The organism is Trinickia sp. NRRL B-1857, from assembly GCF_050470685.1.
Lineage (GTDB): Bacteria > Pseudomonadota > Gammaproteobacteria > Burkholderiales > Burkholderiaceae > Trinickia.
In genome coordinates this window covers 908,830-932,727 of sequence record NZ_JBFLUK010000011.1, presented here as the reverse complement: position 1 = coordinate 932,727, position 23,898 = coordinate 908,830, and the positions used below count along the sequence as shown (strand labels likewise).

Annotated in this window: 22 protein-coding genes; 13 read left to right on the top strand and 9 right to left on the bottom strand. The window is 62.7% G+C overall.

The features are described 5' to 3' along the window. Window positions 1–230: 230 nt before the first annotated feature. The gene (locus AB1286_RS25230) at window positions 231–740 is read left to right on the top strand and encodes a DUF1993 domain-containing protein (protein WP_430365962.1); all 510 of its coding nucleotides are present in this window, start codon (window positions 231–233) and stop codon (window positions 738–740) included. A 66-nt stretch (window positions 741–806) separates the two neighbouring features. On the opposite strand, the gene AB1286_RS25225 is transcribed toward AB1286_RS25230, so the two are convergent. Further along, window positions 807–1,445 carry a LysE family translocator gene (locus tag AB1286_RS25225; RefSeq protein ID WP_430365961.1) on the bottom strand — a complete coding sequence of 213 codons (639 nt, stop codon included), beginning with the start codon at window positions 1,443–1,445 and terminating at the stop codon, window positions 807–809. A 220-nt stretch (window positions 1,446–1,665) separates the two neighbouring features. Beyond that, the gene (locus AB1286_RS25220) at window positions 1,666–3,111 is read right to left on the bottom strand and encodes an NAD-dependent succinate-semialdehyde dehydrogenase (protein WP_430365960.1); all 1,446 of its coding nucleotides are present in this window, start codon (window positions 3,109–3,111) and stop codon (window positions 1,666–1,668) included. Window positions 3,112–3,418: 307 nt separating this feature from the next. On the opposite strand from AB1286_RS25220, the gene AB1286_RS25215 reads away from it, so the two are divergent. The 4 genes from AB1286_RS25215 to AB1286_RS25200 all read left to right on the top strand — a co-directional run bounded on the left by AB1286_RS25215 (window position 3,419) and on the right by AB1286_RS25200 (window position 7,548). Next, window positions 3,419–3,721: an ArsR/SmtB family transcription factor gene (locus tag AB1286_RS25215; RefSeq protein ID WP_430365959.1), complete on the top strand. Its 303-nt coding sequence runs from the start codon at window positions 3,419–3,421 to the stop codon at window positions 3,719–3,721. Window positions 3,722–3,836: 115 nt separating this feature from the next. After that, the gene (locus tag AB1286_RS25210) at window positions 3,837–4,895 is read left to right on the top strand and encodes an alkene reductase (RefSeq protein WP_430365958.1); all 1,059 of its coding nucleotides are present in this window, start codon (window positions 3,837–3,839) and stop codon (window positions 4,893–4,895) included. Window positions 4,896–4,901: 6 nt separating this feature from the next. After that, entirely contained in the window at window positions 4,902–5,660 is a 759-nt protein-coding gene (locus AB1286_RS25205; protein ID WP_430365957.1) for an SDR family oxidoreductase, read from the top strand. Between the two features lie 142 nt (window positions 5,661–5,802). Beyond that, a complete protein-coding gene (locus AB1286_RS25200; RefSeq protein ID WP_430365956.1) occupies window positions 5,803–7,548 on the top strand; it encodes a tetratricopeptide repeat protein in 1,746 nt (581 codons plus the stop codon). A 33-nt stretch (window positions 7,549–7,581) separates the two neighbouring features. Here the strand turns inward: AB1286_RS25200 and ftrA are convergent, their stop codons facing one another. Then, on the bottom strand, window positions 7,582–8,553 hold the full coding sequence (gene ftrA, locus AB1286_RS25195; RefSeq protein ID WP_430365955.1) for a transcriptional regulator FtrA: 972 nt from the start codon (window positions 8,551–8,553) through the stop codon (window positions 7,582–7,584). Window positions 8,554–8,670: 117 nt separating this feature from the next. Here ftrA and AB1286_RS25190 point away from each other — a divergent pair, with 117 nt between their 5' ends. Beyond that, complete coding sequence (locus AB1286_RS25190; protein ID WP_430365954.1) at window positions 8,671–9,138, top strand: rhodanese-like domain-containing protein; 468 nt, start codon at window positions 8,671–8,673, stop codon at window positions 9,136–9,138. Here the strand turns inward: AB1286_RS25190 and dapA are convergent. Together dapA and AB1286_RS25180 are read right to left on the bottom strand one after the other, a co-directional pair. Then, complete coding sequence (gene dapA, locus AB1286_RS25185) at window positions 9,104–9,961, bottom strand: 4-hydroxy-tetrahydrodipicolinate synthase (RefSeq protein ID WP_430365953.1); 858 nt, start codon at window positions 9,959–9,961, stop codon at window positions 9,104–9,106. The two genes, AB1286_RS25190 and dapA, sit on opposite strands and share 35 nt — an antisense overlap. A 328-nt stretch (window positions 9,962–10,289) precedes the next feature. Further along, window positions 10,290–11,165: a LysR family transcriptional regulator gene (locus tag AB1286_RS25180; RefSeq protein WP_430365952.1), complete on the bottom strand. Its 876-nt coding sequence runs from the start codon at window positions 11,163–11,165 to the stop codon at window positions 10,290–10,292. Window positions 11,166–11,268: 103 nt separating this feature from the next. On the opposite strand from AB1286_RS25180, the gene AB1286_RS25175 reads away from it, so the two are divergent. From AB1286_RS25175 to AB1286_RS25165, 3 genes are all read left to right on the top strand, one after another. Further along, window positions 11,269–12,204 (top strand): NADP-dependent oxidoreductase, encoded by a 936-nt coding sequence (locus AB1286_RS25175; RefSeq protein ID WP_430365951.1) that lies wholly within the window; start codon window positions 11,269–11,271, stop codon window positions 12,202–12,204. Window positions 12,205–12,233: 29 nt separating this feature from the next. Beyond that, window positions 12,234–13,103, top strand: coding sequence for an NmrA family NAD(P)-binding protein (locus AB1286_RS25170; protein WP_430365950.1), 870 nt, complete (start codon window positions 12,234–12,236; stop codon window positions 13,101–13,103). Between the two features lie 246 nt (window positions 13,104–13,349). Then, a complete protein-coding gene (locus tag AB1286_RS25165; RefSeq protein WP_430365949.1) occupies window positions 13,350–15,725 on the top strand; it encodes a plasma-membrane proton-efflux P-type ATPase in 2,376 nt (791 codons plus the stop codon). 14 nt (window positions 15,726–15,739) lie between these two features. Here the strand turns inward: AB1286_RS25165 and AB1286_RS25160 are convergent, their stop codons facing one another. From AB1286_RS25160 to AB1286_RS25150, 3 genes are all read right to left on the bottom strand, one after another. Further along, a complete protein-coding gene (locus tag AB1286_RS25160; protein WP_430365948.1) occupies window positions 15,740–15,982 on the bottom strand; it encodes an H-NS family nucleoid-associated regulatory protein in 243 nt (80 codons plus the stop codon). A gap of 240 nt (window positions 15,983–16,222) precedes the next feature. Further along, window positions 16,223–18,004 (bottom strand): sensor histidine kinase, encoded by a 1,782-nt coding sequence (locus AB1286_RS25155; protein ID WP_430365947.1) that lies wholly within the window; start codon window positions 18,002–18,004, stop codon window positions 16,223–16,225. A gap of 121 nt (window positions 18,005–18,125) precedes the next feature. Continuing rightward, window positions 18,126–18,506: an ArsR/SmtB family transcription factor gene (locus tag AB1286_RS25150; protein ID WP_430365946.1), complete on the bottom strand. Its 381-nt coding sequence runs from the start codon at window positions 18,504–18,506 to the stop codon at window positions 18,126–18,128. Between the two features lie 144 nt (window positions 18,507–18,650). Here AB1286_RS25150 and AB1286_RS25145 point away from each other — a divergent pair, with 144 nt between their 5' ends. Then, window positions 18,651–19,805, top strand: coding sequence for an MFS transporter (locus tag AB1286_RS25145; protein WP_430365945.1), 1,155 nt, complete (start codon window positions 18,651–18,653; stop codon window positions 19,803–19,805). Window positions 19,806–19,933: 128 nt separating this feature from the next. Here AB1286_RS25145 and AB1286_RS25140 read toward each other — a convergent pair whose 3' ends face one another. Then, entirely contained in the window at window positions 19,934–21,421 is a 1,488-nt protein-coding gene (locus AB1286_RS25140; protein ID WP_430365944.1) for an HD domain-containing phosphohydrolase, read from the bottom strand. A 152-nt stretch (window positions 21,422–21,573) separates the two neighbouring features. Between AB1286_RS25140 and AB1286_RS25135 the strand changes: the two genes are divergently transcribed. From AB1286_RS25135 to AB1286_RS25125, 3 genes are all read left to right on the top strand, one after another. Further along, window positions 21,574–22,191, top strand: a complete 618-nt coding sequence (locus AB1286_RS25135; RefSeq protein WP_430367313.1) for a cytochrome b/b6 domain-containing protein — start codon at window positions 21,574–21,576, stop codon at window positions 22,189–22,191. Between the two features lie 3 nt (window positions 22,192–22,194). Next, window positions 22,195–22,986: a molybdopterin-dependent oxidoreductase gene (locus AB1286_RS25130; RefSeq protein ID WP_430365943.1), complete on the top strand. Its 792-nt coding sequence runs from the start codon at window positions 22,195–22,197 to the stop codon at window positions 22,984–22,986. 68 nt (window positions 22,987–23,054) lie between these two features. Beyond that, entirely contained in the window at window positions 23,055–23,669 is a 615-nt protein-coding gene (locus AB1286_RS25125) for a hypothetical protein (RefSeq protein WP_430365942.1), read from the top strand. Window positions 23,670–23,898: the final 229 nt, after the last annotated feature.

Sequence of the window (23,898 nt, the reverse complement as noted above, 5' to 3'; positions counted from 1 at the left end):
CAATCGCATTCGTCGGACAACTGCTCAAAGTGTAGTGCATCGCCAAGCTGGACGGGCAGGGTTCGTCGCAGCGTTGGCCGATCGACAAGGGGGCGGCCAGCAAAGCTTGCCGCATCGGCATATCATGGCGCGCGCAGCGGTACGCGATGCGCCGTCCGCGCGCTGCCGAGCCGAGGCTTTAGGCCCGATCGTTCGAAAACGTCCCGTATCAAAAGAAGGAAGAACTCGACATGTCCCTGTCCATTTACGATGCTTCAGTGCCCGTTTTCATTCGCGGGCTAACGAACCTGCGCGCGGTCCTCCAGAAGGCGCACGATCACGCGCTGACGAAGCACTTCGAGCCCTCGATCCTGCTGTCGAGCCGGCTCTACCCCGATATGCATCCGTTGACGCGGCAAGTGCAGATCGCCTCCGACGCGGCGAAGTTCTGCATCTCGCGGCTGGCGGGCGTCGAGCCGCCTAAATTTGAAGACACGGAACAAACCTTCGATGAGCTGTATGAGCGGATCGACAAGACGATCGCCTACTTGAAGAGCTTCGATGCCTCGAAACTCGAAGGCAGCGAATCGCGCACGGTCACGCTGACGGTGCCGAGCGGCAAGCATGAGTTCGTCGGACAGGTCTACCTACTGCACTTCGCGTTGCCGAACTTCTTCTTCCACGTGACGACCAGCTACGCGATCTTGCGTCACAACGGTGTCGAACTCGGCAAATTCGATTATCTCGGGCGCATGGCCTAAGCGAATCGGCCGCTCACGGGCGACGGGCGGGCGCGGGGTGCGCCGCCGTCGCCGAGCGGCCGGTTTTCAATCGAGCGAAAGGCGCAGCGCGAAGCCAATCAAGGCAGCCGAGAACGTCCAGCGCTGGAGCGTTTGCGCGAGCGGATACTTGCGCAACACCGTCGAGATGCGCGCCGCGCCGACCGCGTACAACGTGTCGAACAGCGCACCGACCAAAACCAAGACGACGCCGAGTTCCGTCACCTGAAGCGCAACGGGCCCCGTCGCCGGCCGGATGAACTGGGGCAGCAGCACCGAGCAAAAGAGGAGCGCCTTTGGGTTCAGCAGGTTCGTCAGTAGCCCCTTGACGAAGGTTTGACGTCCCGCCCCACTCTCGTCCACCAGCCTTTCGCCCTCGCCCTTCGGCGGCAACGAGAACAACGGCGAACGGAAAATTTGAATCGCGACGTAAGCCAGATACAGCGCACCGCCATAGCGGACGACTTCATAGAGCCACGGCGCGGCTTTGAGCAGCGCTGCCACGCCGCACGCAGAGAGCGTGACATGCGTCGCCCGGGATACCGCGAGTCCGCCGGCGGCAGTCAGGCCCCGCCGCGTGCCGCGAGCGATGCTCGTTTGGAGGATCAGGGCCATGTCGGGGCCGGGAATCGCGTAGACGACGATAAGCGCGGCGACGAAGGCAATCAGCAAGTCGACGGAGACCACGGCAACCTCGATATCACTTGTACGGTAAGGAAGTGATATTTTGCCGCTGGAGTAGGAGCGAATATCGGCGAAATGATTGCGTCGATCGTCATAACGCGGCAGTTTCCTCCAACCGAACATCGATATTCAGCGATTTCCCCTAGGTCATTTGCCGGCGCGACGCCCGAGCGCACCGGGCGTCGCGCCGCGACGGCAAGCCGTCGCTATCGAAGCAAATCGCTCAAACGGCCGCGACCGTGACCGATTTCGTGACGAGGTAAGGTTCGAGCGCTTCGGGGCCGCCTTCGGAGCCGTAGCCCGAATCCTTCACGCCGCCGAACGGCATTTCGGGCCAAGGCGTCGCCGGCTGGTTGATCCACAGCATGCCGACTTCCAAGCGCTGCGTCAGCAGATGGACATTGGCGAACGCCTTCGTGAAGGCATAGCCAGCCAGACCGAACGGCAGTCGATTCGCTTCCGAAATCGCATCGTCCAGCGAATCGAATCCGCGAATCGCCGCCACAGGCCCGAACGGCTCGTTATTGAAGACGTCGGCGTCGAGCGGCACGTTCGAGAGGACCGTCGGCGCAAAAAAGTTGCCCGTCGAGCCGATCCGCTCGCCGCCGGTTTCGATGCGAGCGCCCGACGTGCGCGCGTTCTCGATCACCGACGTCATCGCCGCCAGCCGGCGCGTATTGGCGAGCGCGCCGAGCGTCGTGCCCTCTTCCAGGCCGTTGCCCACTTTCAGGCTCTGCGCATGCTTGACGAGCTCGCGCGTGAACGCCTCCCGAATGCTGTTGTGAACGAGGAAACGCGTCGGCGAAATGCACACTTGGCCCGCGTTGCGGAACTTCGCGCCGCCGGCCGCTTTCACGGCAAGGGCGACATCGGCATCCTCGGCCACGATCACGGGGGCATGTCCGCCCAACTCCATCGTCGCCCGCTTCATGTGCTGGCCGGCCAACGCCGCGAGTTGCTTGCCGACCGGCGTCGAACCCGTGAACGTCACCTTGCGGATGACCGGATGGGCGATCAGGTAAGAGGAAATTTCAGCCGGATCGCCGAACACGAGGCCGATCACGCCCGCCGGCACGCCGGCATCGACGAACGCGCGCAGCAGCGCGGCCGGCGAAGCCGGCGTCTCCTCCGGCGCCTTGACCAGGAAGGAGCACCCCGTCGCAAGCGCGGCGCTCAGCTTACGCACCACCTGGTTGACGGGGAAATTCCACGGCGTGAACGCGGCGACGGGACCGACCGGCTCGCGCACCACAGTCTGCTGGACCGAGAGGTTCCGCGGCGGCACGATCCGGCCGTACACGCGCCGCCCTTCGTCGGCGAACCATTCGATAATGTCCGCTGCCGCGAGCACTTCCAGCCGTGCCTCGGTGAGCGGCTTGCCTTGCTCCTGCGTCATCCATTGGGCGATCGTCGCGGCACGCTCGCGCACCAGCCCCGCCGCCTTGCGCATCGTGGCCGCGCGCTCATGCGCGGGTACCTTGCGCCACGTTTCGAAGCCACGCTGGGCAGCAGCCAAAGCGCGATCCAAATCGGCGATACCGGCATGCGACACCCTGCCGATGACCTGCCCCGTCGCCGGATTCAAGACATCGATGGTCTTGCCGCTGGCCGCGTCGCACCATTGGCCGTCGATCAAAAGCTGCGTATCCGTGTAAGTCACGTTTTCCATCTGACACTCCCTGCTTTCCGCCAGAAAAATCCGCGCTTGTCTGCTCGGCAGGAACAAGCGCCCGTCATCCCGATGCCCGCGCGCAAGCCGATGCGGCTCACGACAAATCCGACCGGCGAGCATACCCGTCTTTGCGCCGGCGCGTGCGGCGAGGCAAATCGCCCGACCAATCAGCGCGGCCTATCGCCCCCTTAGACAACGCGGTCTTTGCATACATCGTTAAAAAGCGATATAAGATTCTACCAACGACGATCGATCTCTGCTTCGGTGCATTCCGCGCGAAGCGCGATCGTCCGAACTGCGTGAAATGACGATAGATATCGATGCCATCCACAAGGCACTCGCGAACCCGGTGCGACGCGAAATTCTCGCGTGGCTCAAGGAGCCGAGCGCCTACTTCGCCGAGCAGGAGCTGCCGCTCGACTGCGGCGTCTGCGTCGGGCAAATCAATGCCCGTTGCGGGCTATCGCAGTCGACGGTGTCGGCTCATCTCTCCACGCTGCAAAGCGCGGGGCTCGTCACCGTGAAGCGGATCGGCCAGTGGAGCTTTTTCAAGCGAAACGAAGCCGTCATCGAGGCGTTTCTCGCATCGCTGCGCAACGAACTTTGAGGCCCGCATTGCGCGAGACCTCGATCGTTCGCCGGCGAATCAACCGATCGTGTCCCTGTTTGCACCGTACCGCGGCCCGCGCATCGTCGCGCCGCGCACATAAGGAAAACTTGCCATGCCTACTTTGTTCGATCCGCTCGTTGTCGGCGACCTGACTTTGCCGAACCGCATCATCATGGCCCCGCTCACGCGGCAACGCGCCGGCGACGAGCGCCTGCCCAATGCGTTGATGGCGCAGTACTACGCCGAGCGGGCATCGGCCGGCCTCATTCTCAGCGAAGCGACTTCCGTCACGCCGCAAGGCATCGGCTACGCCTCGACGCCGGGTATTTGGTCCGACGAGCAAGTAGCCGGATGGAAGATCGTAACCGACGCCGTGCATGCCGCGGGCGGCCGCATCTTCTTGCAGTTGTGGCACGTCGGCCGCGTATCGGATCCGATCTTTTTGAACGGCGAATTGCCCGTCGCGCCGAGCGCGATCGCACCGAGCGGCCATGTGAGCCTCGTGCGCCCGCAACGGCCTTTCGTCACGCCGCGCGCACTTGAACTCGACGAGATCCGCGATGTCGTCGCAGCCTTCCGCAAGGGCGCGGAAAATGCCAAGGCCGCCGGCTTCGACGGAGTCGAGGTCCACGGCGCGAACGGCTACCTGCTCGATCAGTTCCTGCAAGACAGCACGAATCAGCGCACGGACGCCTATGGCGGCCCGATCGAAAACCGTGCACGGCTCTTGCTCGAGATCGTCGACGAATGCATCGCAGTCTGGGGCGCGGCCCGCGTGGGCGTGCATCTCGCGCCGCGCGGCGATGCGCACACGATGGGCGATTCGAACCCGGCCGAGACGTTCGGCTATGTGGCACGCGAACTCGGCAAACGGCAGATCGCGTTCATCTGTGCGCGTGAGTCGCTTGGCGACAACCGCCTCGGGCCGCTGCTGAAGCAAGCGTTCGGCGGCGTCTACATCGCGAACGAAAAGTTCACGAAGGCGTCCGCGCAGCAAACGCTCGACGCGGGCGAGGCCGACGCCGTCGCATGGGGCCAACTCTTTATCGCGAACCCCGATTTGCCGACCCGCTTCAAGCTCGATGCGCCGCTCAACAAACCGAACCCCGAGACGTTCTACGCCGCGGGCCCGCAAGGCTACGTCGACTATCCGGCGCTCGAAACGGCTTGAACGCATATGACTGGCCACTCTCATCCGGTTACTAGAGCCATCGTCACCGGGCACACGCGTGGCCTCGGCGCGGCGCTCGTCGATGCGTTGCGCTCGCGCGGCATCGACGTGCTCGGCGTGGCGCGCTCGCGCCGGGCGCCGGGCGCGCCCGCGACCGCCCTGCCCGGCCGCTTCGAAGAAGTCGAACTCGACTTGTCCGATAGCAATGCGCTCGCGCAATGGCTGGCCGGCGACACGCTCGCCGCGTTCTTGCGCGGTGCCGAGCGCGCCCTGCTCGTGAACAACGCGGGGACGGTCGCGCCGATCGGCCCATGCGCCGTGCAGCAGCCGGCCGACGTCGGTCGCGCGGTGGCGCTCAACGTCGCCGCGCCGCTGATGCTTGCCAGTGCGTTTTCGGGCGTGACAGCCGGCTTGCAGGATCGGCGCATCGCGCACATCTCGAGCGGTGCGGCGCGCAATCCGTACGCGGGCTGGAACGTCTATTGCGCGACGAAAGCCGCTCTCGATCACCATGCCCGCGCGGCGGCGCTCGACGGCGAACCGGCGTTGCGCATCGCGAGCGTGGCGCCCGGCGTCGTCGATACCGACATGCAAGGCGAGATTCGTGGCACCGACGAATCGCGCTTCCCGCAACGCGAGCGTTTCGCCGAGCTCAAGCGCACCGGGCAATTGACGTCACCCTTTGATGCCGCCGCCAAGTTGGTCGAGTACCTGCTTTCCGATGCCTTCGGTCAAGCACCGACGACCGATATCCGATCGCTGTAGCGACATGAACGTCGAGGGTGGGCATCGCGTCCCGCCCTCGCATCGGCGATAATCGAGGCTGTCTAGCCTACGCCGGGCGCGCCGATCCGTATTGCTCGATCGGCCGCACGCTAGGCGCCTCGTTTGGCCGAATATCGATTCCATGAGCAAACCCGGCAGTCCGCGCCACATCGACAATCTGCTTCGTGAAGCGGTCGAGCTTCAGCAAAACGGTGCCTTCGCCGAAGCGCAAGCCGCCTACGGCGAAATCCTCGCGCTACGCCCTCGCCACTTCGACGCGCTCCAGCTAATGGGCGCATTGGCGCTTCAATCGAAGCAGTACGAGGAAGGCATCGCGCTGTTAAGCCGAGCGCTCGAAATCGATAGCCGGCAAGCCCCCGTGCATTCGAACTTGGCGTTCGCATTGAACGCGATCGGCCGCCACGACGCGGCCCTCACGGCCGCCAATCGCGCGCTGGCGCTCAAGAGCGGTTTCGTCGACGCGCTGAACAATCTCGGCGTCGCGCTGGCGGGTCTGAACCGGCCCGACGAAGCGCTCGCCAGTTTCGACAAAGCGCTCGCGATCAAACCCGAATTTCCCGAAGCGTGGAGCAATCGCAGTTGCGCGCTGCGCGATATGGGGCTGCCCGAGCAAGCGCTCGAAAGTTGCGACAAAGCCCTCGCGCTGCGTCCGAACTATGCCGAGGCATGGAGCAATCGCGCCAATGCCCTATCCGATCTAAACCGCCCCCAGGAAGCGCAAGCGAGTTACGAGCGAGCGCTGGCTACCGCTTCGAGTTTTGCCGATGCATGGAATAACTTGGGCCTGACGTTCGTCGATATGAACCGGCATGCGGATGCGCTCGCGGCCTACGAGCGCGCGCTCGCACTAACGCCGGATTCCGCCGAAACGCACTGGAACCGTGCGCTGTGCCTGTTGCAGATGGGCGAGCTCGAAGCCGGCTTCGCGGAATACGAATGGCGATGGCAACGCAGGCGCATCGCGCCGAGCCGGCGCGCATTCGATGCGCCGCTATGGCTCGGCGATGAATCGCTCGACGGCAAGACGATCTTGCTTCACGCCGAACAAGGTTTAGGCGATACGTTGCAGTTTTGCCGCTATGCCGCGCTCGTGGCGCAGCAAGGCGCGCGCGTCGTGCTCGAGGTCCAGCCCGAACTCATACGCCTACTCGGGCCGCTCGCGGGCGTGGACGCACTCGTCGCGTCCGGCGACCCGTTGCCGGCGTTCGACTACCACTGCCCGCTGCTCAGCCTACCGCTCGCGCTCGGCACGGTCATATCGACGATCCCGGCCGATACCCCTTACCTGTTCGCCGATCCGCAAGCATCGAAGCAATGGCGAGAGCGCATCGAAGCCACTGTGCCCGGGCCCGTGAAGAAAGTCGGATTGGTATGGGCCGGCGGGCATCGCCCGCATGTGCCCGAGTTGAGAAAGAACGACGCGCGCAGATCGCTGAATGTCGATCGATTCGCACCGATCCTCGAAACGCCGGGCATTCAATTCTTCAGCTTGCAAAAGGGCCAGCAAGCCGAGCGGCAATTGGCCGAGTTGCGCGAACGGCACGAAGCGAGCCGGCGTGTGATCGATTGGACCGGCGAGCTTGCCGATTTCGCCGATACCGCGGCGCTCGTCGACAATCTCGATCTCGTGGTGTCGGTCGATACATCGACTGCGCATTTGGCCGGCGCGATGAACAAGCCGGTGTGGATCTTGAATCGGCTCGATACCTGCTGGCGCTGGATGCTGGAGCGCGAAGATACGCCGTGGTACCCGAGTGCACGGCTGTTCCGTCAACCGAGTCTTGGCGATTGGGATAGCGTCATCGACGACATTCGGCGCGCTTTGACGACGTTCGTCTCGACGGAAACCGATAGCGGCCGCCGTTAGCGAACGGCCTCGCGCCGCTTCCCGCTTTTTCAATCAACGCGCCGCGCGAGGTTGTGCGAATTGCTGACGATACGCCGCAGGGCTTGTCATCGCGATGCGCCGGAAGTGCCGGCGCATCGATTCCTCCGAGCCGAAGCCCGCTCGCTCCGCGACGGCGCCGATCGATAAGCGCGGCCGAGTCTCCAGCATGTCCTTCGCCAACGCGATCCGCTCGCGAATCAACCACTCGTAAGGCCCGAAGCCGGTCGCTTCGCGAAAGCGCCTTTGCAGCGTCCTTGCACTCATCGATGCCCGCTGCGCCAGCGACTCGACGGTATGCTCCACCGCCGCGTGCGCACGCATCCAATCGATCAACCGAGCGAGCCGGCCGCCGTCGTCTTCGGGCGGCATCGGCCTCGGGACGTATTGCGCCTGCCCACCTTCGCGATGCGGCGGAACGACGAGCCGCTGAGCCACGCGATTGGCCACGGCGGAGCCGTAGTCGCGCCGCACCAAATGCAGCAGCATATCGAGGCCCGCCGCCGAGCCCGCCGATGTGACGACGGAACCTTCGTCGACATAGAGCGCGTCGGGCTCGACCGTCAGCGCCGGATAGCAGGCTTTGAGCTTTTCGGCGTAACGCCAGTGCGTCGTCACCGTTTTGCCGTCGAGCACGCCGGCCGCCGCCAAGACGAATACGCCGGAACAGATCGAACACAGTCTCGCGCCACGACGCGCCGCCGCGCGCAGTTTGCGCAGCAGCGGTTCGGGAGGCGGCTCGTCCGCGTCGCGCCAGCCGGGTATGACGATCGTGTCGGCGCGATCCAGTAGCTTTAGCGTGTGCGGCGCACAGAGCGTGATGCCGCCTGCGGCGCGGATCGGCCCGTCTTCGGCGGCACAAACGGCGAAGCGATACCACTCGACCTTCAGTTCGGGGCGAGGCAACGCGAACAGTTCGACAACGCAGCCGAACTCGAAAGTGCAAAGCCGATCGTATGCGACGGCCACGACGAGATGAGATTGCATGGCGCGATGTTACCGGAGATTGACGATTGCGCCACTGCCGCCCTGCCGGCTAGATCGAGATAATGCTCATGCGTTCCAACCGATCGCGACATCAGCAAACGACAAAAAGAGGCAATCATGCAAAACCGTTCGGCCGTCACCGCCATCGCTCCCGCGCCCAGCGAAGCGGCACTCGCTCACTTCGAATCGTCGATGCGCTTCGAAACCGATTGTGCCGACGTGTACGACGCGCTCGTCGTGAAGGGCCAGCACGACTTCGTTTTGCTCGACGTTCGCAGCCCTTCGCTCTTCGCCACAGGACACGTACCCGGAGCGATCAACCTGCCGCACGGCAAGATCATCGCCTCGAAGCTCGCGCAATATGCGCCCGATACCGTTTTCGTCACATATTGCGCCGGCCCTCACTGCAACGGTGCGACTCGCGGCGCGATACGGCTGGCAAAGCTCGGCCGGCCCGTGAAGATCATGATCGGCGGCGTGACCGGTTGGATCGACGAAGGCTTTGCACTCGCCAGCGGAGCGGGCGCCGAGCCTTCGTCGGAACAAGCCGTCATGCAGCCAGCAACGCTGCCAATTCACGAGTGAGCGCATCGCTCGCCGGCATCATCGGCGCGCGCAATTCGTTGGCAATCTGACCTTGCACGGAAAGTGCGGCCTTGACCGGTGCCGGATTCGGCTCCGAGACCAATGCGCGCAAGAGCGGCGCCAACTCGTGATAGATCGCCCGGCCTTGTGCGAGATCGCCGCGCGCAAGCGCCTCGTGCATCGCGACGAAGCGCTCGGTCCGTACGTGGGCGGTCGCGGCGATCGCGCCGGCGCCGCCCATGCACATCGACGCAAACATGGCGTCGTCGTTGCCGGCCAGGACCTTGAGCCGGCCGTCGAGGATCAGTGCCAACGTCGTCTCGGGTGAACCGGCGCAATCCTTGATCGCCTGAATGCGAGGATGCGCGGCAAGCGTGAGCAACGTGTCGAGTTCGATCCGCACGCCGGTCCGGTAGGGAATGTCGTAGAGCACGACGGGCTTCGCGCTCGCCTCGGCCAACGTCGAAAAATGATCGAGAATGCCGGCTTGGGACGGGCGAATGTAATACGGCGCAGTGATCAGCAAACCGTCGATCGGCTTATCGCTCAGCCGTAAAACACGCTCGCGCAACGCGGCGGCTCGATTGCCCGCCACGCCTGCAATGACAGGCAAGCCTTCGGCCGCGTCCACAATCGTTGCGAGCACCGCGTCTTGCTCCTCCTCGGTCATCGCAGCGGGTTCGCCCGTCGTGCCGAGCGCCGCAAAACCCGCTACCCCCGCATCGCGACAGCGAGCAACGAGCGCGGCAAGCGCGCGATGGTCGATCGCGCCCGCATTGAACGGCGTAATGAGCGGGATCCAAATACCGGAAAAAATCGACATTCCTTCACCTCGAAACATGACCGAATCGAATCCGAGGGAGGCGCCGGGAAGGGCAAAGTAGAGAAGGCTTGATGCTGTCCCGTCGCGCGTCCGACGGCACAGCGCACCGGTCAGACGTGCGGCTGTTTTTTGTCTTTGGAAACGGCAGGCGCAAGCGCGTCACCGCACTGAACGTGCAGGTGCTTGTGCGCCACAACCGATGAGAAGGGTACGAAGCTCGTTTCCATTCGTCGCAGTGTACAGGGTCGGAGCACCCACGAGCAATACTTAGTGCGACGCTAGAAGAAAGGTTTTAATGCGTGCAGGCAGCCGGCTCCGTCCCGATCCGTCACCCCTTCAAGACGAGCGACGCTTCCGGATATCGGTTGCAGATGAATTCCACGAACGCGCGAACCTTCGGTGACGGCAGGCGGCGCGAAGTGTGGAGCACCCACAGCGCGACCTCGACATCGGAGACAGTGCCCCACTGGACTAGCTCTCCGCGAGTCAATTGGCTCCATGCGATCGACTGAGGGATCAACGCGGCGCCCGCGCCGGCAACGGCCGCGTCGCGAATCGTCAAGAACGAGGAAAGCCTGAGCCTTGGAACGGGTTGCAGCACCAAACGGCCATCGTCGAGGCTCCATTGCGTAGGCTCGAAATTCGAGAATACGACGCTCGGAACCGAGGCGACGGCGCCCGAGTGCGGCACCGGTATCGACGGCGCGGCCACGACCACGAGCCGGTCCTTCGCGAAACACCGCCCTACCAAGCTGCTATCGGGGCTTGGATTGATGCGAATGGCGACGTCGAACTGCTCTTCGACGAGATCGACCATCCGGTCCTCCGCCACCAAGTCGATCGTGATTTCCGGGTACGTGGCGCAGAACTCGGCGCAAATGCCCCCCATAGCAAGCTGGGAGAACAATACCGGCGAGGCGATGCGCAAGCATCCGCGCGGCGTCGATAGCCCTTCGCGCGCCGCCGTCATCGCTTCGGCCACCTCATGCATCGGCCCTTCGGTGCGCGCCATCAACCTCTCGCCGGCTTCGGTCAGTTTGAGTCCGCGGGCGCCGCGTTCGATGAGGCGCACCCCCAGTTGCTCTTCGAGATCGGCGATTCGACGCGACAAGGTCGCCTTCGACCTACCGCTTGCGCGGCTGGCCTTCCCCAATCCCCCGTTCGTTGCAACCAACGCGAAGTCGGCAAGCGCATTCAAATCCATGGTGTTCCAGTTTTGAAACGACGTGTCTACATTTTCGCGCCTTCGTTTTAACTTCGCAACACCTTATCTTGTCCTCACCGCCACTCAACAACGAGGATTTGAAATGAAGACGACTCAACGCGCTGTACTGATCCGAGCCTATGGCGACGCGAGCGCCGCCGAAGTAGCCGATATTGCCAAGCCGGAGCCGAAGGAAGGACAAGTACTTGTCCACGTGCGAGCCGCCGGTATCAACGGTCTCGACTGGAAGGTCCGCGAGGGCTATGTCCGCGACGCCTTTCCGTTGCCGCTTCCGGCGGTACTCGGGATCGAACTGGCGGGTGTCGTCGAGGCCGTCGGCCCAGGCGTCACGCGCTTTCGTGCCGGCGACCGCGTCATGGGCTCGCTTGGCGGCCTCGGCGCGTACGCGGATTTCGTGACCGTGGACGAAGCGAACTTGTCTCGTACCCCTGAACAACTCGACGACGTCCATGCGGCCGCTATTCCCGTAGCCGCCGTATCCGCCTGGCAGAGCTTGCACCATGCAGGTCCCGTTCACTCGGGCCAGCGTGTCTTGATCCATGGTGCGGCCGGCGCGCTGGGCGGCTATGCCGTGCAATTCGCCAAGCAGGCGGGCGCGGAGGTCTTTGCCACGGCCGCGGGCGCACATGGGGACTACGTACGCAGTCTCGGCGCCGATTACGTCATCGACTATCGGACGCAACGTTTCGAGGAGATCGCACGCGATATCGATCTGGTGCTCGACTACGTCGGCGGCGAAGTGCTCGACCGCTCTTGGCAAGTGCTGACGCCGGCCGGCGCGATCGTCGGCACATCGTCGCCCGAGATCCTGGCGCGCACCCCGGCCGGGCGCCGAGGGCTGTGGTTCATCAATAAACCGGACGCCGCGCTTCTCGACAAGCTGGCGGCCGACGTCGCAAACGGCACGCTGAAGTCGAACGTAACCGAGGTGGTGGACTTCGAGCACATTCCCGCCGCCATCGAGCGCAATCGAACCGAATCGCATGCGGGCAAGGCTGTCGCCGATTTCTCGCGCTAACTCACTTCTCACACTTTCAGGAGATTCACATGAGCATTCTCGTCGCTGGTGCCACGGGTACCGTAGGTTCTCTCGTCGTTCAAGGCCTGGCCAATGCGGGTGCCGACGTTAAAGCACTCGTTCGCCATGCCGGCAAGGCAAGCTTGCCTGCCGGCGTGGAAGAAGTCGTAGGCGACCTGACGGATGTATCGTCGATGCGCGCCGCGCTGTCCTCGGTGCGCACGTTGTTCTTGCTGAACGCGGTCACGCCCGACGAAATCACGCAGGCCCTCATCGCGCTGAACCTCGCTCGCGAGGCCGGCATCGAGCGCATCGTCTACCTTTCGGTGATTCATGCGGACAAGTACACCCACGTCCCGCACTTCACCGGCAAGCATACGGTCGAGCGCATGATCGAAAGCCTCGATATGGCCGCGACCGTCTTGCGCCCTGCCTACTTTATGCAGAACGAGCGAATGGTGCAGCAAGTCATCCAAGGCTACGGCGTCTATCCGATGCCGATCGGCTCGTCGGGCGTCGCGATGATCGATGCGCGCGATATCGCCGACATCGCGGTTGCCGAACTTTTGCGCCGTGACCGGGCCCCCGCCCCGCTTGCACGCGTGACGCTCGACTTGGTTGGACCAGAAGTGCTGACGGGCGCTTCCGCGGCCGAGGTATGGCGCCGCGCACTGGGTCGCGACGTCAATTACGGCGGAGACGACACCGCCGCCTTCGAAGGGCAGACGGCCTCGTCCGGTCCGAGCTGGCTCGCGTACGATATGCGCCTCATGATGGAAGGCATTCAAACAATCGGCATGCAAGGCGCCGATGGCGCCGTGGCTAAGCTGGAAGCCATCCTGGGACGGCCTTTGCGCCGGTATGCGGATTTTGTGGGGGAGGTTGTCGCCGCGGGCTGAGCGAGAACGGTGTCAACGGCACGCCGACGCCAGCATCCCTTCGATGCAGTGGCCGGGCCGGACGGCGCGTCGGCGCCGCTCGGCCGATTTGGAAAGTTCGACGTACGCCGCCCTATCGTCGACAATGCGCCTGCGTCGAAGTGCGGTCTTCATTCTGTATGGCGGATATTGCACTCTGTTGCAGGTTTCTCTTAGCGAACGATCGACTCAAACAGCGCGTCTAGACCATTGCGGACCAAACTTACGATGACAACCGCAGCCAATCCACCCACCGGCACAGAAAAAGCCCCGCCGGTCACCGACCGAGCGAGAGGACTCACGTCGGTCGACGCGCAACATCGCCTGCAATCGTACGGCGTCAATGCGATCGACGAGGTACGGGTCCCGCGATGGCGCCAACTTCTGAGCAAGCTGTGGGGGCCCGTGCCCTGGATGCTTGAAGCTGTGATTGCGCTACAAATGCTGCTTCATCGTGGTCAGGAGGCATTGGTCATCCTCTTTCTGCTAGCGTTCAACGCCCTCGTCGCCTTCATTCAAGAGCAGCGCGCACAGGACGCGCTGGCTTTGCTGCGACGCCAACTCCAGGTCAACGCACGTGTGCTGCGCGACGCGCAATGGAACCGTTATCCGTCCGCGCAACTGGTGCCCGGAGACATCGTGCATCTGCGAGCCGGCGACATCGTCCCAGCGGACCTGATCTTGTTCGACGGGGCCGTCACGCTGGATCAGTCGGCTCTCACCGGGGAATCTCTGGCCGTCGATACGGGCCCCGGGCAACCCGCCTATGCGGGTTCGATCGTGCATCAGGGCGAAGCCAGCGGCGAGGTGACCGCCACGGGCTCGAGGACGTACTTCGGCCGAACCGCGGAACTCGTGCGCACGTCGAGCGCCCCCAGCCACATGCAACGCACGATTTTCTCGATCGTGAAAAGCCTTGTCGCATTCGATCTAGTGCTCGTAGTGCTGGTCATCGTTTATGCCGGGATTCATGCTCTACCGCTCGGCGATACCGTGGTCTTTGCATTGCTGCTGCTCGTCGCGTCCGTTCCTGTCGCATTGCCTGCCACCTACACGTTGGCCACGGCTATCGCCAGCACACGCCTGTCGAAACAGGGCGTTCTAGTGACAAGGCTGCCTGCGGTAGAGGAAGCCGCGGCCATGGACACGCTACTCTCCGACAAGACCGGGACATTGACTCAAAACACGCTGTCGGTCGCGGGGGTCAAGGCATTGGGAGATTTCGACGAGAACACCGTCTTACGCGCGGCCGCGCTAGCCAGCGATGACGCATCGCAGGATCCGCTAGACCTGGCGATTCTGGCGGCATATAGAAGCCAGGCGCAAGCTCCCGTGCTGCCCACGCGTACGCAATTCCATCCCTTCGATCCGGCGACGCGTTTCAGCGAAGGCGTCTATCTAATCGATGGGCATGAGTGGCGCGCGGCGAAAGGCGCGACCGGCGCCCTGTTCGAACATTGCGGCGCCGGTGAGGTGCAGCGCAAAGCCGCGCAGGACATAGGGAAGGAACTTGCCGCCGGGGGCGCGCGCGTGCTCGCGGTTGCAGCGGGTTGCGCGGGAGCAATGCGCCCTATCGGGCTGATCGGCCTCGCGGATCCGCCCCGAAAGGACGCGGCCGAGCTTATCGCGAAGCTTGGTCGACTTGGCGTGAGGGTAAGCATGGCCACCGGAGACGCGCTTGAGACAGCGCGTGCAATCGGGCAACGACTCGGCCTCGGCGCGCGAATCTGCGTTCCGAGCGAAGACGACCTACGGCACCCCGAACAATGCGACATCTTCGCGCGCGTGCTGCCTGAAGAGAAGCATGCAATAGTCAGCGCGCTGCAACGGACCGGGCACGTGACGGGGATGACCGGCGACGGCGTCAACGACGCGCCCGCGCTACGACAGGCCGAACTCGGGATTGCAGTCGCGAGTGCGACAGACGTGGCCAAGGCCGCCGCGGGCGTTGTGCTGACCGACCCGGGCCTCGGCGGGGTCCTGACGGTAGTCGGTACCGGTCGCGAAGTTCACCGGCGCATGCTCACGTACATCCTTAACAAAATAGTGAAGACACTTGAGATCGTCGTCTTCCTGACGCTCGGTCTGTGGTTCACGAAAGGCTTTGTAATCTCACCTCGACTCATCGTGCTTTTGCTGTTCGCCAATGATTTTGTGACGATGAGCATCGCCGCCGACCGCGTCCAACCCGCCGCCAAGCCGCAACGCTGGCGGGTCCGGCAACTGGTCGGCGCCGCGGCGGTGCTCGCGGCCTTCTCGCTCGCATTCACGCTCTCGCTGTATGCGGTCACGCGCGCGCGGTTCGGACTCAGCGCCGAGCAGATGCAGACGATGGTATTCCTGCTGCTCGTATTTACGACGCAGGCCAATATTTACGTACTCCGCAACGACGGGCCGATATGGTCATTCGCACCGGGTACGCTCATGGCATGGGCCAGTGCAATCGACGTCGTCCTCGTGAGTTTGCTGGCCATGACCGGCACGCTGATGGCCGCCGTCCCATTACGGTTCGTTGGAGCGTTGATCTGCGCCGTCGCCCTCTTCGCGCTTCTCCTCGACCGGATCAAACTGATCGTGTTCCGGCGCTTTGAGATCGATGGCTAAGCCAGCTAAGACGGCTAAAAGAACAAGTCGAGCTGCGTGGAATCGATCTTGCCGTTTGCAGCCGCTTTTTGCGGCGGCGATTCGATACGGAAGAAATCGGGATCGACGCCGGCATTTTTGGCAAAACGCAGCCAATCGGGCATCTCGCCTTTTCCGCTCCATTCGTTGCCGCGAGCGTCTCTGTAACGCGGCTGGTTTTCTAGATCCTGCTGGATCGATTCCGCGATGGCTTCCGGTGTGATGCCGAACTCGTCCATGCGGCGCCGGATCCAAAGGATCAGCCGTTCGCGGGCCTGTTCGTCCGGAATTCTTCCCTTCACCATAATCGTGGTTTCCTATCTACTCAATTAGTCTTGCAATGGATCGCGGCCTGCCTGGCCTCACGATCGACATCGAAAATTCGGGTGCGCTCGCCGAACGCGAGCACTTGCGGATGCGTACAGTATCGCAAATTTGGCGCCAGCCCTGAACCGGCACGCGAGACTTAGGCTTTCGGATTATCTACTACGTTCCTCTTGCTTCTCGTTGACGACGGACAACCCCACAGAACCGAGGGCCGTATCGGACGTAGATGTTACTCGCACGGCAGGCAGCGGAATGCGAACTTTGATCGTCGTGCCGATGCCCGGCGACGATTCGATGCTGACGTCGCCTGCAACGAGGTAAGCACGCTCGCGAAGGCCCGAAAGGCCGAACGAGTTCAGCTTGCGCGGCGCCGAAAGGTCAAATCCCGCTCCGTTGTCCTGCACGACCAATAGTATGTGATCGTCTTTGCGCAATAAACTGAGCCTTGCTCGCGAAGCATGCGCGTGCCGCCCGATGTTGGTCAGCGATTCCTGCATGATACGAAATACCGCCGTTGCTTGAGGCTCATCGAGATCCAGATTCGGCGGATCGACAATCAAATCGCATTCGATGCCGTGACGCTGGCGAAAGTTCTGTACGAGCCAGTCCGCGGCGGCGACAAGACCGAGGTCGTCGAGTACCAACGGCCGCAAGTCCGCCGCAATACGTCGAGTGGCGACGACCGCTTCGTCGAGCAGCCTATGCACGGCCGCCAGTTCGGCCTCCAATCCCTCCCGGTCCGAAACGAGTTCAAGCTCGAGGCGCGAAGCCGCGAGCGTCTGACAGAGTTCATCGTGCAATTCGCGCGCAATACGCCGGTTTTCTTGCTCGCGCGCAGAGGTACCGATCGCCGCCAATTCGCGCAGCTCCTCGCGTGAGTGCTCTAGTGCCGCTTCGGCCCGTTTGCGCACGAGCACTTCGTTGAGCAGATCGCGGTTCGATGCCGTAAGCGCAGCGGTCCGCGCAGCGACGCGATGCTCGAGCAGTGCGTTCGCTTCGTTCAATTGCACCGTCTGCGACTGCGCGTGCGTTCGCTCGATGCGCTCGCTATCGAGCGCCCGTACGACACGCGCATAAAGATTGATGTTCTCGACCGTCAATACGACTAACACAAAGCTCGCGGCACACAGGCTGTAAATGCGGCCCACGTAGAAACCGAGATCGAAGCGGCTGTGATTGAGCACGCCCGCGAATGCGATATCGAACAGCCATGCGCAGGTGACGACCATCAGCCACAGGTCCAGTACGGAGTGCGGCCGCCGCCAGAGTAGCGTCACGAGCGCAAGCAGGCTGATCGACCATGTGAGCGTCAGCACGACGGCGTGCGCCACGGTATAACGCGGCGCCAGCGCCGGCCCGGAGAGCTGCGGCGGCAACCAATCGTAGCCTCGCGTGGCTAAGGTCGCAAACGCCGCGGCGATAAGCGCGGCAAAAACGATGCTACCCAAAATCGCCGGTGCGCAAAGGCGCTTTCCGCTCGTTAGCGGCGCCGCGTCATCGCGCTTGAGCCACGCATAGGCGATAACGACGACCGGAAAACTTCCATGCCAGAACACATAAAGCCAGGCCGTGCTTTGACTACGCGCCGCTAGCCAGCCCGTATCGGAGAACACGCCCGGAAACGTGAGCAAATGCGCAGTAGCCGTAAAGGCCGTCAGCAAATACCCCGTCGCCAACACAAGCAACGCTTTGGACCGCAAAATCCGATATTGGCCCAGCAATAGCGTCGCCGTGAGTAAATCGCAGACAACGACGGCCGATTCGTAGACCGGAATAAAGGCCCACACCCGCGGCAGTTGGATTTTCGCGAAAGGCGCGGCCAACAGAAAGGCGATCACCGTAAGCATAACGACGGCGATCGCAAACTGACGCTCGCGGCGCCCTGCCCGCAGCGTAGAGAGGAATACCCGTGAACTGTTCGTCAATTCGCTCAAGCTCGCCCCCGCGCTCGCTTAGCGTCGATCCGGCTCTCGCCCTCGATATGTTACTACCATAGCACGCAGCGCCGCGCGGGCGTATGGGGGAATTCGCGCCCCTTCGCGCATCCCCTAGTCGTCACGCAGGCGGTCGCCAATCCACCACCAGCGCCAACAACCCCGGAAAACGAGCATCCAGATCCTCTTGGCGCAAACGACTGCGTCGTTCAAGCCCATATTGGCGCTGGCGGAGCACTCCCGCCTCGCGCAGCGCCTTGAAATGGTGGGTCAGCGAAGACTTCGGACGGTCGAAACCGAACCAGCCGCAAGGATGATCGTAAGCGTCCGATTCCAGCATCAGCTTATGGACGATGGTGAGCCGCAGCGGATCCGCTAGCGCAGCCAGAACGTCCTCCAACCGCAAGGCTTCCAGAGCGGGCTCCTCCAGCGGCGGCGGGAGATCGTTGGACGTCGTCAGAGCCGACGCTTGCGCTCGGCGATTTGAAGGCGATTTTTTCATGGTGCGCTCACTATAACAGCTGTACGAGTTTTTTCGAACTAGTGTACAGTTCGAAAAAACTCGTACAGGAGAACATCAGTGCCCCATACGTCCTCTGCCGTTTGCGGCCGGTCACCCGATATTGCTGCCTCGTCGCGGACGAGGATGTCGCATGCCGCCTGGATGATCACCGCTGTTTTCATGCTGTCGAACTCGCCGACGCCGCTTTACGTGCGTTGGCAGGAACAACTCGGGTTTTCGTCCGGCATGCTGACGGTCATCTTCGCGCTCTATATCGCCGGTCTGCTCGGTACTTTGCTCGTTGCGGGGCAGCTTTCCGACCGCTATGGGCGTAAGTTCGTGCTCGTCCCCGGCCTCGTCTCGGCGATTCTCGCTTGCGGGCTGTTCGGCACCGCTACCTCAGTCACGATGCTCGCTATCGGCCGCTGTCTCGCCGGTATCTCGGTGGGCACGATCGTTTCGGCCGGGATGGCAGCCGTGGTCGATGCGGGAGGTGCCGAGCGCAAGCGCCAGGCTGCGCTATTGGCCTCCATCGCCATGGTATTGGGCGCGGGCTTAGGGCCGCTGCTGGCCGGCGCCGCCGCACAGACGCTTGCGCATCCCGTGCCGCCGGTCTTCATCGTGGAGTCGCTAATCTTGCTCAGTGCTCTGGCGATCGCGCTGCGTCTGCCGACACACGAAGCACAAAAAGACGGCCCCTTTCGCCTGCGCCTACCCCATGTTCCGCTCGCCAATCGGCACCAAGTTCTCTGCGGCATCGCCACATTCGGGCCGGGCATCACCGCGACGTCGTTCGTGCTGGCGTTAGGCCCGTCGTTGCTAGCGCGATTGCTCGAAGTGCGCAGCCCGTTGCTTGCCGGTGGAATGGCCACCGCGATGTTCTTCACGGCCGTCGGCGTGCAGTTCGTCGCGCAGCGGTGGTCCATTACTCGGATTTTCGTAGCAAGCGCATCGAGCACGATAGTGGCGATGCTCTGCCTCGTATGGGCCATCCATGGGTCGATGGTGCTCCCGCTGATTGCCTCCGCCTTGTTCGCCGGAGCAGGCCAAGGGCTCGGGCAATTGGGCGGGCTCAGTCTGATCGGTTTGCACGTTCCGACTAGTCACCGGGCACAGGCCAATGCGGTTCTGAACATCGGCGGCTATATTCCCGCGGGCCTGCTGCCTGTGGCGACCGGGTATCTGATCGACTACGTCGGATTGGCTGCCGCGGGGATGTCGTTTGGATTAGTGCTTGCCGTCACTGCGCTCGTGGCCGGTGGCTGGGCGGTGCGCCGGGCTGCGTTGAGTGGTGGCTGATCTTGCACCGGGAGTCATCCGGCTCCCGCTTCATTCCACGCATAACCTAATGTAATAGCGCCGCGAAAATAATGCGCGTTGACGGTAGACGGTGACGAAATCACGACTATAAGACCGGCTGCCCCCTATTACAGCAGCCCCAGCGCCGACGCCTTCAGCGTAGCCGCCGCGCGCGTCGAGCAGTCGAGCTTACGGAATACGCTCTCCACGTGCGTACGGACGGTACTCGGACTCAGGTCCAGTTCGCGCGCAGCTTCTTTGTTGCTCGCACCGCGGCCGATCGAGCGCAATACGTCGATCTCGCGCGCGGTAAGCCGAATTGTCGATGGTCGTAGCCGGGCGCCTCGTGGCAGCACATCCCGCGTATCGATCAGCGCAGCCACGACTTCGCCGTCGAAGCGGCCTTCGCTCGCTTCGACGCGCATCGTTTGAGCGACCTCGCTCGCAGACAGAGCATCGCGCCAAGGCCGCTTCTGACCCAGCGAAACAAACGCGACCGCGGCACTCAGCACGCGCGCATCGAACGACAATGCCTGCCCGCCTACGCCGCGGAAGTAGCCGGAGCCATCGAGGCGTTCGTACGCGTATGAAGCCAGTTCCGCCGCGCGCGCGAGCGTGCCGGTTTGCTTGCCCGCTCGGCCAGTCCAGTACGGTACGAGCCGCACTTTCTCCCATTCGGCATCCGACAGCCGCCGAGGCGAATTCCAGATTGCATTCGGCACGGCCGCGCGCCCGATTCCGTGAATCAGCGCTGCGGCGTAGACGCGCGTGGCACTCGCTTCGTCCGCGCCGAGCGCAACACTGCAAGCAGAGGCCGCACGAGCAACCGCACGCGAATATCCCGTCATCCACGGCAGCTTCAGGTCGATGACATCGCCGATCAGTTCGGCCGACGTCGTCGCTTGCATCTGCGCCGTTTCTATCGACTCGTCGATTCCGGCGAGTTCCCCGGTCTCCAGCAGCGCCAGCCAATGCGCGGCTCGAGCGGCTACCAGCGCGGCCAGGTCGGCCGGATAGCGCGTCCCCGCGCGAGCGGCGATCAAGTCGAGGGCACGTGGTAAGCCGTAGACACGGCTGAAGATTTCCAAGTCGCCGGCCAGCGATACCACGTACACGCCACGGGGCACCGCCTCACCGGCGAGACCGTCCGGCATGCCGTTGCCGTCCCAGACTTCGAAGATATGGCGCAGCGCGGATTCGGTATCGGGCGCCAGGTTCAACATTCGCGCGATCTCGCCCGAGACGTCGCAGTGAATCTGCGCGAGCGGCCGCATCGTAGTAGCGACTTCCTGAGACGCGATCCGCTGCATCCAATCCTGCCTCTGCGCGAGCATCGCCTCTCGACCTGCCACGTCGTCGCCGAGCACTTCTGCGAACTCCGACGCATTGGCCGTGCAGCCGGACCACCTCAGCAGCGCCGTTTGCGCCGCCGTGACGATAAGGCCGTCCCCCTCGTCCGCTTCGCGAGCCAAGTGGGCGGCCAGCCAAGCCGTTCGGAGCGAATGGTCTGTCGGCTGCCCCATGCTGAGGTCGCCGACGAAGGCGAGCGCTCTGACGGCGTCGTACACGCGGACCCGCGCGCGTTCTTCACCCGGCGCATTGCTGTTTCCGTTCACTGATTCACCGATCGAAGGCAAGCGTTCATTGCGCACGACTATAACGCAGCATTCGACTAGAGGAGGTCGGTCATTTGACCGATACCGGCGCAGCGCTGCCGCGGCGATCCTTCTGTCATGCCAACAGCGCCGGCATATCGAACGTCAACGACATGCCCGGCTATGAGGAAGTTCTTTTGAAACGCTCGCCGATTCATCCCGTGTGGGTTCGCATTTTCCATTGGATCAATGCCGTAGCCGTCATCGGCATGTGCCTAAGCGGCTGGCAGGTCTACGACGCCTCTCCGATCTTTGGGGCCGTCACGTTTCCGCGAGCGATCACGCTCGGTGGCTGGCTCGGCGGAGCGCTGCGCTGGCACTTCGCGGTCATGTGGATTCTTCTCGCCAATCTTCTCGTCTACCTTGTTTTAAACGTCGCGACGGGACGGCTGCATAAGAAGCTGCTTCCGCTCGACGTACGCGGCATCGCTAGCGATTTCGTTGCAGCGCTGCGCGGCAAGCTCAGTCACGACAACCTCGACAGGTACAACGCCGTGCAGAAGCTCGCCTATCTCGTGGTTATCGCCGATCTCGTGATTGCGGTGTTGTCGGGTCTCGCCATTTGGAAACCGGTGCAGTTGCCTCTCCTGCAAACGTTGATGGGCGGTTACGACAACGCGCGCGTCGTTCATTTCTTCGCGATGAGCGTGCTCGTCGGCTTTTTCGTCGTTCATATCGTGATGGTTGCGCTCGTTCCGCGCTCTCTGCTCACGATGATTCGGGGGCACTGATCGATGAAGATCCCGAAACGCCATACAAGGCCTAGTGTGGCCTCTCTGCTCGACGCAAAATCCATCGTCAAAGACGCGCAAAAGGAACTCGCGTTGCCGCAGCGGCGCTTGTTCGGCAAGCGAATCCTCTCGCTCGGGGGGCTGATGCTGCTCTCGGGTTGCGACCTGACGAACGACCAGTCAGTCAATTCCATGCTGCAAAAGATATCGTCGTTCAACGACGACGTGCAAGCGTCGCTCTTCGATGCGCGCAAGCTAGCGCCGACTTATCCCGAGTCGATGATCACGCGCCCTTTTCCGTTCAATGCGTACTACGACATCGACCAGGTGCCGGACGTGGATGCGGCGAACTATCGCCTCGAACTCAATGGGCTCGTCAAAGGCAAACGCGTGTGGACGCTGGACGAACTCCGCATGCTGCCGCAGGAGAGTCAGGTGACACGGCATATCTGCATCGAGGGATGGAGCGCTATCGGTAAATGGGGCGGTGTGCGATTCGCCGATTTCCTGTTACGAGCCGGCGCCGACACGACCGCAAAGTATGTCGCATTTCATTGCGCGGACAACTACTGGACGAGCATCGACATGCCGACCGCCCTGCATCCGCAAACGCTGCTGACGCTGACGTATGACGGCGACGTGCTGCCCGCGAAATACGGCTTCCCGATGAAGCTGCGCATTCCCACCAAGCTCGGATACAAGAATCCGAAACATATCGTCGCTATCACGGTGACCAACGCATTCCCCGGCGGCTATTGGGAGAACCAGGGATACAACTGGTTCGGCGGTTCTTGAAGCTCTGAACTTCGCGAACTATGCCGGTGAAATTCATTGTTAGACGCAATCGACCTTAAGGAGCATCTATGTCCATTCGACGCCAACTCGTCGCCTCCGCTGTCGCACTGACATTCGCGGGTACCGCATTCGCTCAATCCGCCGCGGGCAAGCCCGAGCGGATCCGCGGCGAGATCGTCTCGTTCTCCGGCAATAGCCTGAAAATTCACCGCCGTAGCGGCGACACGGTGCTAATTGACGTCGCCCCGTCGGCCAACGTGAACGCCGTGAAAGCCATTCAGCTTTCCGATATCAAGCCGGGCTCCTATGTCGGCGCCGCTGCCATGCCGGGCGAGGACGGCAAGTTGACGGCGAAGGAAGTGCTCGTCTTCCCCGAAGCCGCACGCGGCATGGGGGAAGGACACTATGCGTGGGATCTCGGTGCGAACAGCACGATGACGAACGCCAATGTGGATACGGTCGTTCAAAGCACGAACGGGCGCGAACTCAAACTTTCCTATAAAGGTGGCAGCAGTACGATCAACGTACCGGTCAATGCACCTGTTGTGACGCTGGTTCCCGCCACGCGCGCCGAACTGTCGACCGGCAAGAAAGTCTTCGTCGTGGCGACGCAGGAGAAGGACGGGAGCTATGCGGGACGTCAGGTTGTGGTTGAGAAGGATGGCGTCGTACCGCCGATGTGAATTGTTGGATCAGCCGATCAAATAGGTCCCCATCGCTCCGCGCCGAAGAGCGGAGCGATCCTCCTGGTAAAACAGTTACAACATAAGTGTTGACGCTAGTAGCACCTAGCGGGTACCGTGTCGTTCGAAGTTCAAGAAGTTCGATTGCTGTTCATCAATTGCTCGCTCCTCAGCGGTATTCGTTGTCCTCTCCCTCCTTGAAGCTTCAGGCACTCTTTCGCAGAGTCAA